Origin of the sequence: Mucilaginibacter sp. NFR10, assembly GCF_900100445.1 — a bacterium.
Classification (GTDB): Bacteria; Bacteroidota; Bacteroidia; order Sphingobacteriales; family Sphingobacteriaceae; genus Mucilaginibacter; species Mucilaginibacter rubeus.
In genome coordinates this window covers 1412154-1427142 of the sequence record NZ_FMTV01000001.1, presented here as the reverse complement: position 1 = coordinate 1427142, position 14989 = coordinate 1412154, and the positions used below count along the sequence as shown (strand labels likewise).

Sequence of the window (14989 nt, the reverse complement as noted above, 5' to 3'; positions counted from 1 at the left end):
AAGACCATTGTATGAAAAAGACATATATCATCCTTGCATTAACAGCGCTTACCGCTGCTTCGTGTAAAAAAGACTTTATCGACCTTACACCAAAGGACTCCTATACCGATGCTACATTTTATAAAACTGTTGATCAGTTTAAACAGGCCGACATCGCCGCCTACGCACCACTGCGTGACGTTTTGGTAAACGATTACTTTACTTCAGAAATGCGCTCGGACAATACCATTTACCAGCCTTATCTCAGCAATCGCGGTACTGCATATTTATATCGCGAAAGCATTTCAAACTTCACAAATACATCTACTAACGATTACATAAACGCTGTTTGGCAGCATTGCTATACCGGCATCTCCCGCACCAATATTGTTATTGAGCGATTGAAAACAACAGATTTTGATGCAGCAGTTAAGGCGCCCATTGATGGGCAAGCCAAATTTTTAAGGGCTTTTTATTACTTTAAACTGGTTAGGTTATTTGGTGGCGTTCCTTTATTTTTAAAGGAAGTGACCAAGGCCGAAGATGCCTTTTTACCACGTTCAGCAGCTGACGCGATATATAATCAAATTATTGCCGATGCTAAGGATGCCATCAGCGAGTTGAGTGCACCGGCGAAATTCCCTCAAACAGGAGAAGCCACCAAAGGATCGGCAACGATTCTCCTGGCCGAGGTTTACGCTACTCAAAAGAAATGGGCAGATGCCGAAACGTTGCTAAATACGCTTTCGGGCATGGGGTACGGATTAAACGCTAATTACGCAGATGCCTTTACACCCGGAAATAAAAACAGCAAAGAATCATTATTTGACATCCAGTTTTTAGAAGGAACAGTTTTAGGCACAACCCCAAATCCGCTGCCTTTTCATTTTTTGCCGCGGAGTACCAACACCTCAATCATCACCGGGATTAATATCAACAACAGCTCAACCGGTGGCTGGAATACACCTACACAGGATTTGATCAATGCCTATGAGCCCAATGACAAGCGTCTTGATGCTTCAATAGGAATTGTTGAAGGTACCTATAATGCCAGTGACCTGTTTGTTTATTCAGCCAATAAAAGTGTTATTGGTTATATACCGGCGGCGGGTAAAATGGGCGTGCCTTATATTAAAAAATATGAGCATCCACCGCTGATAGCAGTTACAGGTTCAAGCGATAATTTCCCTGTTTACCGTTATTCAGATGCATTGCTGCTTTTGGCTGAAGCACAAAATGAGCAGGGTAAATCACCTTTAACAGCATTAAATGCCGTAAGGTCAAGGGCTGGGTTACCCGCAACAACCACTGCCGACCAGGCATCTTTGCGCACTATCATAGCACATGAACGCCGGGTCGAGCTGGCCTTCGAAAACCACCGCTGGAACGATCTTGTACGCACCGGCAAAGCTGTTGACGTGATGAACGCTTTTGGATCTGTACTAAAAACTCAGGTAAACTACCTTACACCTGATACATACAATGTAACAGCCAACAAATTGTTATATCCCATCCCTCAGCCCGAAATTGATTTAAATCCGGGTCAAATGACTCAAAACCCGGGCTATTGATCCATTAAAACTTATCATCCCTGCTTTTCAGATTGCTGAAGGCAGGGATCAGGTTTAACCCTTCAAACAAAAAATTATGTTACTGAAATACAGAAATGCATTATCGGCGGGGCTTTGTTTTGGCTTATTGTCGCTGAATTATAACGCGCAGGCAAAAGAGATATTGCCTTCAATTGATACCGTTTTAAACGCTCCCGGGCCCGCGGCAACGGTTAAACCCGGTGATTTTTCAATCGCTGTAATTCCCGATTCGCAATACTACCTGGCCCAGGCACAGCTTGGCGGAACTTTTGAGATGTTCAAAGCGCAGATTGACTGGATCCGGAAGAACCAGGCTAAAGAAAACATAGCCTATGTAGCACACATGGGTGATATTACCGAACATGGTGATAACCCGGTAACAGCCAGAAGCGAGTGGTACCTTGCCAAAAACGCGCTTTATGGCCTGGAAAATCCGGTTAGTATTCCTTACGGTTTGGCTGTTGGCAATCATGACCAGTTCCCGTCACAGCGCCCGGTTACAGGCACTACTAATGGATATAATCAATATTTTGGTGTAAAACACTTTGAGGGCCGTTCATATTATGGTGGCCATTACGGCAACAATAATGATAGCCATTATGACCTGTTTACTGCAGGCGGCTTTGATTTCATAGTACTGTTCCTCGAATTTGATGCTTTTAATGAAGATCAGGCTGGCTTGTATGGCTGGGCTAACCAAATGTTAAACAAATACGCTTCGCGGAAAGCGATTGTTGTAAGTCACTCCATTTTACATTTTAACCCTGTAACCGGCTCTAACACACCGCAAGCCCCTTTTAACGCACAAGGTAAGGCTATTTATGAAAGTCTTAAAAACAATCCCAATCTGTTTATGATGCTTTGCGGGCACGTTGGTGATAATGGGGAGGGTTATCGTACAGAAGTTTTTAACGGCCACACAATTAAGGCTTTCCTTAACGATTATCAAAGCAGGCCAAACGGCGGTAACGGGTTGATGCGTTTGTATAAATTTTCGGTTAAGCGCAACGAGTTGTCAGTCAAAACATTTTCTCCTTATGCTAAAACAAGCGAAACGGACGCCGATAGCCAGTTTACGGTTTCTTTATTTGATACATCTGTAAAATAATAGCTATGAAGATTTTTTTTAAAGCGCCGGCAATCATTGCCCCGTAGTTTACACTCCATAACGATTGGCAAAGATTACGAAACCAACTATCCTGAAAAGGCGGTTGGTTTCGTGTTTGTGCGATTATGGATTATTCTTTATCCATTTTTTCAAGCAGTGCCAGGATCCTGTCGAGCTTGTCTACTTCAATGGCGTTTAAGCGCAGTTGTAATTCTTCAATTTCTTTTTTTGCTTCCACATTGGTTCGGAAATCTTCATTGGCCTGGGCGCGGTCACGTTCATTTTGGCGGTTTTGTGCCATCATGATAATCGGGGCTGCATATGCTGCCTGGGTTGAAAACAACAAGTTTAATAAAATGTATGGGTAGGGATCCCAATGACCAATAAAGGCCACTACGTTTAGCGCCATCCACAATGCAACAATTAAGGTTTGAATGATGATGAACCGCCATGAACCCATGCCAGCCGCTACAGAGTCGGCCAATCGCTGCCCAAAGTTCATGGAATCGATATGTCTTTGATACCAGTTTTTTTTATTGTTTGACATTTTTTAAGAATTAAGCTTTAGGTAATAAATATATAAATTTAATTGCCATGGCTGCTTTTATTGGGCTGAACTCCTTAAGCTATGAGCAAGAAAATTCATTTTGATTCGAACACTGCGTTAATTAAATATTTCTACCCATAATCTTCAAATCTCTGTAACTTTAAGATACACGTCACTATGTTATATAGCTTTGAACATACCTCAGCACCTCAGTATTGGCTCACTCGTTTTGTGATCCTTCGTTTGCTGGGTGCGGTTTACGCGGTGGCGTTCCTTGTGGCTATAACCCAGGTGCTGCCATTAATCGGCTCAAATGGCTTATTACCGGTTGATCATTATTTGCATCAGGTAAGTATAGCACTGGGTTCAAAAGGAGCAGGGTTTATGCGGCTGCCTTCAGTGTTTTGGTTTTGGCATTCAGATCAGGCATTACTGCTTGTTTCATGGACAGGTTTAATTTTATCCCTGATTGTTGTGGCCGGTTATGCCAACGGGCTTTCAATGGGGGTATTGTGGGTATTGTATCTATCATTGGTACATGTTGGACAGGAGTGGTACGGTTATGGCTGGGAAATCCAACTTACAGAAACCGGTTTTCTTGCTATATTTTTATGCCCTTTGTTGGATATGCGGCCTTTTCCCAAACGTCCGCCGCCTTTGCTGGTTATCATCCTGTTTCGCTGGCTCATCTTCCGGATCATGTTTGGCGCGGGGATGATCAAATATCGTGGCGATGCTGTGTGGCGTAATGGCACAGCATTGTATTATTATTTTGAAACCCAGCCAATACCGGGACCATTTAGTCGCTGGTTTCACTTTCTGCCACATTCGTTATTGCAGCTTGGTGTTTGGTTCAATTGGCTGGCCGAACTATTGGCACCCTGGTTTGTTTTTGGCCCGCGGATATTCAGGCACATCGCAGGTACCGTTATCATTCTGTTCCAATTTGCAATCATCCTGAGCGGGAACCTCTCTTTTTTGAATTGGCTTACCATTGTGCCTGCGCTGGCTTGCCTTGATGATGGTTTTTGGGCTAAACTTTTGCCGGGCGTACTTGTACGCAAAGCTGCGAAGGCCGAAGAGCAAGCTGAAGTTTCGCTGCCTATGCAGTACACCGCACTGATAGTAACTTGTACAGTAGGATTGCTAAGCTTCCAGCCCGCGTTTAACCTCCTGTCGCCCAAACAAATTATGAATACCTCATTTGACCCTCTGGAGCTTGTAAATACCTATGGTGCATTCGGCAGCGTGGGACAGGAACGTTTTAATGTAGTTTTTGAAGGAACAAGAGACCTCAATCCCGATAGTGCAAACTGGAAAGCTTATCCTTATAAAGGGCTGCCTGTCGCGCCTGATGGTACGCCCCGCCAGGTGGCGCCATACCAATTAAGACTGGACTGGCAGATGTGGTTTGCCGCAATGTCCACAGCCGATCAGTACCCCTGGACATATCATCTGGCCTGGAAACTATTGCATAATGACCCGGGGGGAGTTGGTTTATTTGCCGGAAATCCCTTCCCGGGAAAACCACCGCGTTATATTCGTGCAGTTATTTACCGTTACCGCTTTGCCCGTCCCACGCCTGGTGCCGGCCCTTACTGGGAGCGGGAAAAGTTAGGATTATGGTTACCCGTACTTTCCGTGCAAAACCCGCAATTTGTTGCTTATCTTAAAGGGCAGGGCTGGCTATAAGCTACGGTTAATCTGGCTCCATTTCAATTGAAATCAACCACCTGCATCAATAACTGTTTTTAAATTTTATTTTCGCAAAAATATTTTCTTAATGAAAGAACAACTGTCTGATCTACTTACCGCCCTAAAAGAGGGTACGGTTACATTTAATGAAGTTATTGAATTTATTGCCAATTATTATGAGCATCAGCCAACTGCATTTAAAAATGGCAATGTTTATAACGAAGCAGCACAAAACCAGGGCAGCGCCAGAGTTTTTGCTTTTGCTCAACTCAATAATCTAAGTGAGCCTGATACGCTTTATTTATTTGCGGAGCATTACAGGGCCGTACTGGCAAATCCAGATGGTACAGATCATCAGAATATCCGTCAGTTTATGGCCTATGGCTGGCCGGGAATCAGGTTTGAAGGAGATGCACTTGTATTGAAGTCAGGACAGGTCTGAAAGAGGCCGTAAGATTCCGTTATCACTATATTTAGCAATAATTTAGGATATATCATTTAAGTATTGGTTGACCGGTACGGAGCGTATTATTAATTGTATTCTAAACAATCATTTATTCACTTACTTATTGATTATTTGAATAATAGATTGTTACTTTATGATTCCAATTATAATATTGCCTTGTTCAACAATTTGGGCTCATCCGATACAGGTGACGAAATATCAAATTCGCTGCACCAGCGTCTGTCATCGGGCGATGAGCTTGCTTTTAAGTTATTCTTCCAAAAAAACCAACCCCGGCTTTTCGCCTATATTTATAAAGTTGTCAAGTCTCGCGAAATTGCAGAAGAATTGGTGCTTGATATTTTTGTAAAGATCTGGTCGGCTAAAGAGATCTTAAGTGAAGTAGAAAATGTTGATGCTTTTCTTCACCGGATGGCTGTAAATAAATCACTCGACTTTTTACGTACGGCCGCCCGCGAAAAAAAAATACAGCAGCTCCTTAACCAACACATGCAGTATGAGCAGGCAACGGCAGCCTCAAATCATGATTTTAAAGAATATAACCAGCATGTGATACATTGTTTGCAAATGCTTACTCAGCAGCAACAATTGATACTCAATTTAAGCCGGGAAGAAGGGCTTACGCATGAGCAAATTGCTGATAAGCTAAACCTGTCAAAAAACACGGTAAAAAATCACATTGTTACTGCTTTAAAAAAAATGCGCGAGTTTATAAAACACGGTCAACTATCCATCCTGCTTACAATCTCGTTTTTTTTTATTTTTTTTCAAATCTGATTAGTCCTCTCTTCTCTTTTTATCGTCATGTATATGAATTGGTTTTAAACCAGCCAAGTGCAGCATGTCAACAGCCTCTGTTTTTCGCATAAAATACTTATTTCAAAAATACCTGGACGCCTCGTGTACTACAGAAGAGTTTAACGAACTTTTTGAGCTGATGGCCAAAGAGGAGAATTTGCCAGAAATTGAAGGTTTATTGGAGAAACTATGGGCCGATACTGAAATGAAACCTGATGCTGACGCAGAAGTCGTTCACCAGGAAGTTTTATACAATAAGTTGCTTGAGATTGTAAAAAAGGAAAAAAACGTTTACTCATTTCAAAAAAGAAGCTCCAAAACAATTATCCGTTCGGTTGCCGCTACCATTGCATTGTTAGTATGCGCAGGCCTGTACTTTTTACAAAAAAGGCCTAAGCCAATGCCCATGCAGACCCGGGCAATACTATCAAACCCCGTCCGCCATGTGCAGGCGATCAGGCTGGCCGACGGAAGCGTGGTGACATTAAATAAGAACAGTCATTTAGATTACCCGGCAAAATTCACCGGGAAAACCCGCGAAGTATATTTAACCGGCGAAGCCTATTTCGATGTAAGGCATGATCCGCTTCACCCTTTCCTGGTGCATACAGGGCAAATTACAACCCGCGTGTTAGGTACGGCATTTAATATTAAATCGGCAGGCAGTTTGATCCAGGTAACGGTAACCCGTGGAAAAGTTAAAGTATCTACCCCTAAAAAAACCTTAGGCATTGTATTGCCCAATCATCAGATAAGTTATAACGAAATCAATAATCAATCTTCCATAGATATATTGAATGCCAAAACAACGGTACTTTGGAAAGAGACCGATTTGGTGATGGATCATATAACATTGAAAGAAGCCGCGGCCGTTTTAACAGAAAGATATGGTGTAAAAGTTATCCTTGATAACGAAAAGATAGGAAGCTGCCGTTTTAGCGCAACCTTCTTAAATACCACGGGGTTGGAACAGGTTATCAAAGTATTATCGCACCTGAATAATCTGAGCTATAAATGGAGTAAGGAAGGTGATGTTACGCTATCCGGTTCCGGCTGTGAATAATAACCAATTTTTTACCTCTTAAATAAAAAACCTATGAAACATTGATACTTTAAACCTTCCAGATTAAAAAAGCCCCGTTGCTTACGACTTCTCACATCATTCGGCGACAGGGCAAGTATTTAACCAATTATTATTAACCGATTAAAACCAATGCAAGTTATGAAAAAAACTCTTGCGTTTAAGCAATGGTGCACATTATCCGGTGCCTCTGCACGCCAATTTTTAAACACGTTCCGAAAAGTTATGCGATTCAGTTTTATGATCCTGTTGGTATTTCTGGTCTCCGGCCAATTGCTCTTGGCATCCTCAAGCAAGGGGCAATCGCTCGATAAGATCAATGTCAGGCTGGAAGTAGGTAACGAGACGATAAAATCGGTAATCAAAAAAATTGAAAAACAAACCAATTTGCGGTTTGCATATAAAGACAATGTCCTGTCACCCAACGCCCGTGTTACCCTTTCTTCGCTCGACAAATCGGTAAAGGATATCCTGGACGAACTTTTTGCCAACCGGGGAATTGGGTATAGCCAGATAGACAACAATATTATTTTGTTTAATACCACAACTGCAGGGCCTGCTGCGAGCAACAACAATGGGCAAATTGAAACAATAACCATAAATGGCAAAGTAACCGACGAGAAAGGTGAACCCCTGCCTGGTGTATCGGTAAGGATAAAAGACACTGATATCGGTGTAGCAACTAATGTTTCAGGCGATTTTACCATTACTGTTCCCAATGCCAATACCGTATTGGTATTTACTTTTTTAGGATTCAGACCATTAGAACAGAGTATTAATGGCAAGACCTTTTTAAAGGTGGCTTTAGTTCCTTTAAGCAAATCGCTCGAAGAGGTGATTATAGTAGGTTATGGTGCGGTAAAAAAGAGGGATCTTACCGGTTCCGTTGTTTCTGTTAAGGGGGATGAGATCACCAAAGTTGCGGCATCAAATCCTATGGAAGCGCTCCAGGGAAAGGTTTCGGGTGTAGATATCGTGCGTACAAGCGGTGCTGCAGGTGCAAATGTAAGCGTAACTGTTCGGGGTAACCGGTCTCTATCTGCAGGTAACGGCCCGCTTTATATAGTCGACGGAATCCAGTACAGTAATTATGAAGATATCAATCAAAACGACATTGCATCAATGGAGTTTTTAAAGGATGCTTCATCAACCGCTATTTATGGTTCGCGCGGAGCAAACGGTGTAATTATAATTACAACAAAAAGGGGCAGCAGCGGGCAACCGAAAGTAGCTGCGGGTTCATATTATGGAATTTCGGATGTCGCAGGCTATCCGGTACCCATGACAGGGTCGCAATATGCAAACCTGAAACGTGAAAGCTTCAGAACTATCGGAACATGGAATTCCCCTGCCGACGATCCGAAAGTTTTTACCAGTGCAGGCGATCTGGCTGCAGTTCAAAGCGGCCTGTCATATTACTGGCCGGGATTTTTACTGCATAAAGGCTCCCAACAGGATTATAACGCCAGCGTTTCCGGTGGTAGTGAAAAAACAAAAGCTTACTTTTCTTTTGATTATTTTAAGGAAAAAGGGTTATACGCTAATGATTACTCAAACAGGTATACCCTGCGGTTAAATATAGATCACCAGTTATTCAAAGCTTTTAAAGTGGGGCTGCAAAGTCAGCTTGCTTATTATGATCAAAACCTTCGAAACGATGGGGTATTATCCGTGGCCAATAAAATTATTCCCTATTTTAATCCGTACAATGCAGATGGTAGTATAGCTAAATTTCCGGGTAACGGTAACCAGGCCAATCCTCTTTTTGATGATGATGCATCCCAGTTTGTAAATAAAAACAAGATTACTCATTTGCTTTCAACCGCCTATGCAGAATGGAAGCCAATAAATGGTTTAACCATACGGTCAAATTTAGGTATCACACTATCTGGTTCACGAAACGGCCATTTTGAAAGTGCCAATACTATAAACCGGGCCTTATCTTCAGGGTCATTGTCGTCAGTAACCAATTCAAACGAAACTAATTTGCTTTGGGAAAATATTATTACCTGGCAAAAGACAATAGCCAGGCATAGCGTAGTTGTAACGGGTGTTACCAGTTATCAATCAAATGTTATGGACCAATCTGCAGCACAAGGCACCGGACAATTAATACCCGACCAATCTTTCTACGCGCTGCAAAACAATCCGTCTAACTTAAAAATATCAAGTAATTACGTTGGGCAACATTTAACTTCAGGAGCATTACGTTTAAATTATGCGTTTAAAGATAGGTATTTACTAACCCTCACCGGACGTGCTGATGGTTCATCCGTATTGTCGTCGGGAAATAAATGGGCATTCTTCCCTTCGGCTGCCGCGGCCTGGCGTGTGGTTGATGAGGGATTTATGAAGACCCAAAACGTGTTTTCTGAGTTGAAATTACGTTTAAGCTATGGGGTTGCCGGCAATGCTGCTGTAAGCGCATACCAAACCCAAAGTAAGGCAATGCTTATTCCATTTTCATGGAACGATATAACTGCGTTAGCATATGGCCTTGATCCCAATATCGGAAACCCTCAATTAAAGTGGGAGTTAACAGGAACCTTAAACGCCGGTATAGATTTCGGAGTTTATAAAGACAGGGTTTCGGGCACTATAGATTATTATGATTCGCACACCAGGGATTTGTTATTGCCACAGCAATTACCTGCCTCAACAGGAGCGCTAAGAACATTGGCCAATGTTGGCAAAAGTCGTAATACAGGTATTGAGATTGCACTGAAAACCATTAACATCCAATCAGAAAGCTTTACATGGACATCCAATATCACCTATACACGCAATAAGGAGCGCATCACGTATTTACCAAATGGTGTGAACGACCTTGCCAATGGCTGGTTTATAGGCTACCCGGTTGTATCTTTTTACGATTATCAAAAAACAGGGATCTGGCAAACATCTGAAGCTGCCCAGGCTGCAACTTATGGGTATAAGCCAGGTGATATTAAGGTTGCTGATTTAGATAATGACGGAAAGTTTACCACAACATTTGACCGTAAAATACTTGGCTCAGCTGTCCCAAGGTATAGCTTTGGCTTTAGCAACGATTTTAAATATAAGGGCTTCGATTTAAATGTGCAGGTATTTGGACGTATCGGGCAGATGTTCGTATCTCAATACGCGTTGAAGTATGAGCCTAATGGAATTGAAAATGGCGCCAATGTAGACTATTGGACGCCTGAAAACCCAACAAACGCCTACCCAAGGCCAAGTGCCAATATCACAAAAGCATCAGAGCCATTTGCTTCAACCTTGGGCTACAAAGATGGTTCGTATGTTAAAATAAGGAACGCAACGCTTGGGTTTACTTTTCCCGCAAGTGTAACTAAACCCATCCACGTATCTAATTTGAGGATCTATGTGAGCGCCAAAAACTTTGCGACCTTCTCAAAGATAAAAGATTATGATCCTGAAGGCGGTGGTTCATTTGACAGGCCACTTACTAAATTGTTCCTGGCCGGTTTAAATCTTTCCTTTTAACCAATACTAATATCTTAAAAAACATATTATGAAAAATTTACTAAAAAATTGGGCGCTGCTGCTTATAGCCATTGCCACTTTATTTAGTGCCTGCAGCAAAAAGCTCGAAGAATATAACCCCAGTAACTTAACCGCTACAACGGTTTATACCAAAGCGGTAGGTTTTGAAACATTGGTTAATGCAGCCTATACCTATACCCGGTTTTGGTATGGGAAGGAAGAAGGGTATCTGGCCTCCGAAATGGGAACGGATATCTGGACGAGCGGTACCGGCGACCCATACCCAATGTTTACTCAATATATTAATTTACAAGGCACTGCAGACCCGCTGCCGTTATTGTGGAACAACTTGTATGCCGGTGTAAATTTATGCAATACGGGCATAGCCCAGATTGCTGCCGTTACAGATTATACGGCAGCCCAAAAATTGAACCGCGAAGCCGAGCTGCGTTTTTTAAGAGCATTTTATTGCTGGCATATTGTTGAAACCTGGGGTGGTGTAAACTTTACCACCAAACCAACCGCAGGTGCCAATACAGAAGCTAATAAAACACCGGTAGAGACTTTTTACAAGCAGATATTTGAAGATCTTACATTTGCAGTAGCTAACCTGACTCCAACCACCACCGATTATGGACGGGCAACAGTGCCGGTAGCTAAAGCCTTTTTAGCACGGATGTACTTAACCCGGGGTATGAATGCCGAGGCATTTAACATGGCCGATGATGTGATTAAAAACTATAGCTATGTATTGCAGCCTAAATATGCTGATCTGTGGAATATGGGGAACCTGAAAAATAAGGAAGTGATTTGGGCCATTGATTATTCAACCAACCTGGCCAATAACGATCTTACCTCGGCAACATATCCAAACGGGCACTATCGCGGTTCAAACAACGGGCACTTACTATACCTGATGGTTTATGACCAGGTAAATTCAAGCCTGCTCGTCCGTGATATTCCGAACGGAAGGCCGTTTAACAGGTATATGCCCACTTTGGCTTATCTAAACATGTTTGATCAGCAAAATGATTCACGCTATGCCGGCTCTTTTCAGAGTGTTTGGTATGCTAATAAAGCAGGTACTTATAATGGTAATGCTGTTAAAGTTGGCGATACGGTTTGTTATACCCCCAATGCAACTATACCTGCAGCATCGCAGAGCAGTAAATATGTTACTTATGACCTGTCCAAGGTATATAAATCAAATGGGGTGCCTATTCAGCGTAAGTTTTATGTTTCTTTATCGAAATTTAAAGATTCAACACGTGCAAGTGTGGCTGAGGCCCAAAGTGCCCGCGATGTCTTTGTGATCAGGCTGGCCGAGATGTACCTGATTGCTGCCGAAGCAAAATTAAACCTGGGCGACCCGGGAACCGCGGCAACTTATATTAACGTACTTAGGACAAGGGCGGCAAAACCTGGTCATATAGCAGAAATGCAGATCACTCCCGCACAGGTTACGCTCGATTTTATTTTGGACGAAAGAGCACGTGAGTTGGGCGGCGAACAGTTACGATGGTTTGATTTGAAGCGGACGGGTAAATTGGCGAGCCGGATCCAAGCTATGAACCCGGACGCCGCAGCCAATTTTAAGCCATATGAATTGGTACGACCCATACCTCAGGGACAAATTGATGCCGTAACCAATAAAGATGTATTTAAACAAAACCCGGGCTATAATTAATTTGAAACGGTATAAAAGGGGATCTGATAAATGATCCCTTTTTATAATTTTTGAGCCTGCTATAAGTATGCAACCGGAGAGAAAAAATTTTGCTAAAAAACAATATATGATGTACAGGAGCGGTAATATTAAAATTAAAGGCTTATTATTTATCTGCCTTTTAATAAGCGCGTTGTTGTTGATGTCTTTTCTGATTACTCCCGGCCATACCACCGTATACCTGGCGGGTGATTCAACAATGGCCAATAAGCAGCCAAAGGCATTTCCCGAGACAGGTTGGGGGATGCCTTTCAGCGCTTTTTTTGATAGTACGGTAGTTGTTGACAACCGTGCTCAGAATGGCCGAAGCACCAAAACGTTTATTAGTGAAGGCTTATGGAGCTCTATTATCGGCAGTTTAAAGGAAGGAGATTATGTATTTATACAGTTTGGCCACAATGATGAGGTACCTACTAAAAAGAGCTATATCAATGAACAGGGGTTCCGAGATAACTTAGCAAGGTTTATCCGCGAAACCAGGGAAAAAAAAGCAAACCCGGTATTGCTGACACCAGCAGCGCGAAGAAAGTTTGATACAACAGGAACCATCGTTAGCACACATGAAGTGTATTCGGCCATAGTGCGTAAACTGGCAGCAGAACAAAAGGTCCCGCTGATTGACCTGGACAGGGAAAGCCAGGCTTTATTGCAAAAACTCGGGCCCGAGGGATCAAAAAAGTTGTTTAATTACCTTAATCCGGGAGAACGTATTAACTATCCGGAAGGCCGGGCTGATGATACGCACTTTAGTGAGCTGGGAGCCCTGAAAATGGCCGAAATAGTTTTAGCAGGCATCCGGTCGTTAAAGCTTGGGCTTATCGCGCATATCGCGCATTCAAATGTTAAACCTTTATATGAAAAATAAATTGCTGTTCGTTACGCTATTAATTATAAACGGACAGGTTCTTGCGCAACAAAAAAAAGGACTATCCGTAACTGGTGCCAATTATATCTCTAAAGTATGGGTGGCAGATCAGGGTAATGGCACCTATAAAAATCCGGTGATAAATGCCGATTATTCCGATCCTGACGCTATTCGCGTTGGCGACGATTTCTATCTTGTATCTTCAAGCTTTGAAGCAATTCCAGGTTTGCCTGTTTTGCATTCAAAAGATCTGGTTAACTGGAGCATCTTAGGTTACGCGTTATTGAAGCAGCCACCCTTTGATCATTTTGACGTACCGCGGCACGGCGATGGGGTTTGGGCTCCCGCCATCCGCTATTACCATAACGAATTTTATATTTATTATCCTGACCCTGATTTTGGCATTTACGTGGTAAAAGCTAAAAAACCCGCCGGCCCCTGGAGCAAACCTTTTATGGTTATGGAAGGCAAAGGTATCATAGATCCCTGTCCGCTGCTGGATAGCGACGGCAGTATGTACCTTGTGCACGGCTTCGCAGGCAGCCGGGCAGGTATAAAAAGCGTAATCGCTGTAAACAAATTAAATAATGACGGAACCAGGGTAGTTGACGATGGCGTGATTGTTTATGACGGACATGAAATGGACCCTACCATAGAAGGCCCGAAGTTTTATAAGCGTAACGGGTTTTACTACATTTTTGCTCCGGCAGGGGGCGTCCCCACAGGCTGGCAACTGGCGCTACGTTCAAAAAATATCTATGGGCCATATGAGCGGCGGGTAGTAATGGATCAGGGGAAAAGTAGCATCAATGGCCCACATCAGGGTGCATGGGTGGATACACCAACCGGAGAAGACTGGTTTCTGCATTTCCAGGACAAAGGCGTTTATGGGCGCGTGGTGCATTTACAACCAATGATCTGGAAGGATAACTGGCCTGTTATTGGTGTAGATACGGATGGTGATGGCAAAGGCGAACCGGTATTAACGTATAAAAAGCCCAATGTTGGTAAAATCTTTCCGGTAAGCACTCCGCAGGAAAGTGACGAATTTAATACCATGTCTCCGGGCTTACAATGGCAATGGATGGCTAACGCGAAGCCCATATGGATGTTTATGAATATCAATAAAGGCGCTTTGAGGTTTTACAGTTATCAACCCCCAAATGATGCCGCTAACCTGTGGTTTACGCCAAATGTGCTGTTACAAAAGTTTCCGGCTGACGAATTTATGGCTACTGCCAAAATCACCTTTACGCCTAACTTAAAGCTGGAGGGTGAAAAAACGGGACTTACCATTATGGGTTTCAGCTACGCTAATATAGCCATGCAAAGTAAAAAAGATGGCATATACCTGGTATTTACTACTTGTACGGAAGCAGATAAGGGCAAAAAGGAGCTGGAGGAAGTGATTACGAAGCTATCGTCACCAACTGTTTACCTGCGTGTTAAAGTAACGAAGAATGCCGTATGTAACTTCAGCTACAGCACCGATGGAATAGATTATAAAAGTACCGGCAGGCCATTTACGGCCGAGGCAGGCCGTTGGATTGGGGCCAAGATTGGCTTGTTTTGTACACGTACAAGCCAGGTCAATGATTCGGGTTATGCTGATGTAGATTGGTTTAGGGTAACGCCTAATAATTAATACG

General features: G+C 42.9%; 11 protein-coding genes. 10 read left to right on the top strand and 1 reads right to left on the bottom strand.

Features of this window, described 5'->3' with window-relative positions; all coding sequences use genetic code 11:
• Nucleotides 1–11: 11 nt before the first annotated feature.
• Together BLP33_RS05880 and BLP33_RS05875 are read left to right on the top strand one after the other, a co-directional pair.
• Entirely contained in the window at nucleotides 12–1550 is a 1539-nt protein-coding gene (locus BLP33_RS05880) for a RagB/SusD family nutrient uptake outer membrane protein (protein WP_090525789.1), read from the top strand.
• A 76-nt stretch (nucleotides 1551–1626) separates the two neighbouring features.
• Nucleotides 1627–2679 carry a metallophosphoesterase gene (locus tag BLP33_RS05875; protein ID WP_090525788.1) on the top strand — a complete coding sequence of 351 codons (1053 nt, stop codon included), beginning with the start codon at nucleotides 1627–1629 and terminating at the stop codon, nucleotides 2677–2679.
• Nucleotides 2680–2809: 130 nt separating this feature from the next.
• Here BLP33_RS05875 and BLP33_RS05870 read toward each other — a convergent pair whose 3' ends face one another.
• Nucleotides 2810–3226, bottom strand: a complete 417-nt coding sequence (locus tag BLP33_RS05870) for a DUF1003 domain-containing protein (protein ID WP_090525787.1) — start codon at nucleotides 3224–3226, stop codon at nucleotides 2810–2812.
• Between the two features lie 177 nt (nucleotides 3227–3403).
• Here BLP33_RS05870 and BLP33_RS05865 point away from each other — a divergent pair, with 177 nt between their 5' ends.
• The 8 genes from BLP33_RS05865 to BLP33_RS05830 all read left to right on the top strand — a co-directional run bounded on the left by BLP33_RS05865 (nucleotide 3404) and on the right by BLP33_RS05830 (nucleotide 14985).
• On the top strand, nucleotides 3404–4918 hold the full coding sequence (locus tag BLP33_RS05865) for a lipase maturation factor family protein (RefSeq protein ID WP_090525786.1): 1515 nt from the start codon (nucleotides 3404–3406) through the stop codon (nucleotides 4916–4918).
• 91 nt (nucleotides 4919–5009) lie between these two features.
• Entirely contained in the window at nucleotides 5010–5363 is a 354-nt protein-coding gene (locus tag BLP33_RS05860; protein WP_090525785.1) for a HopJ type III effector protein, read from the top strand.
• 135 nt (nucleotides 5364–5498) lie between these two features.
• Nucleotides 5499–6164 carry an RNA polymerase sigma factor gene (locus BLP33_RS05855; RefSeq protein WP_175489938.1) on the top strand — a complete coding sequence of 222 codons (666 nt, stop codon included), beginning with the start codon at nucleotides 5499–5501 and terminating at the stop codon, nucleotides 6162–6164.
• Between the two features lie 64 nt (nucleotides 6165–6228).
• Entirely contained in the window at nucleotides 6229–7248 is a 1020-nt protein-coding gene (locus BLP33_RS05850; RefSeq protein WP_090525783.1) for a FecR family protein, read from the top strand.
• A 159-nt stretch (nucleotides 7249–7407) separates the two neighbouring features.
• On the top strand, nucleotides 7408–10749 hold the full coding sequence (locus BLP33_RS05845; RefSeq protein WP_254780065.1) for a SusC/RagA family TonB-linked outer membrane protein: 3342 nt from the start codon (nucleotides 7408–7410) through the stop codon (nucleotides 10747–10749).
• Nucleotides 10750–10777: 28 nt separating this feature from the next.
• Complete coding sequence (locus BLP33_RS05840; RefSeq protein WP_090525781.1) at nucleotides 10778–12436, top strand: RagB/SusD family nutrient uptake outer membrane protein; 1659 nt, start codon at nucleotides 10778–10780, stop codon at nucleotides 12434–12436.
• Nucleotides 12437–12617: 181 nt separating this feature from the next.
• Nucleotides 12618–13340 (top strand): rhamnogalacturonan acetylesterase, encoded by a 723-nt coding sequence (locus BLP33_RS05835; protein ID WP_254780064.1) that lies wholly within the window; start codon nucleotides 12618–12620, stop codon nucleotides 13338–13340.
• Nucleotides 13330–14985 carry a glycoside hydrolase family 43 protein gene (locus BLP33_RS05830; protein WP_090526231.1) on the top strand — a complete coding sequence of 552 codons (1656 nt, stop codon included), beginning with the start codon at nucleotides 13330–13332 and terminating at the stop codon, nucleotides 14983–14985. The genes BLP33_RS05835 and BLP33_RS05830 overlap by 11 nt, the downstream gene beginning before the upstream one ends.
• The last annotated feature ends 4 nt before the right edge of the window (nucleotides 14986–14989 follow it).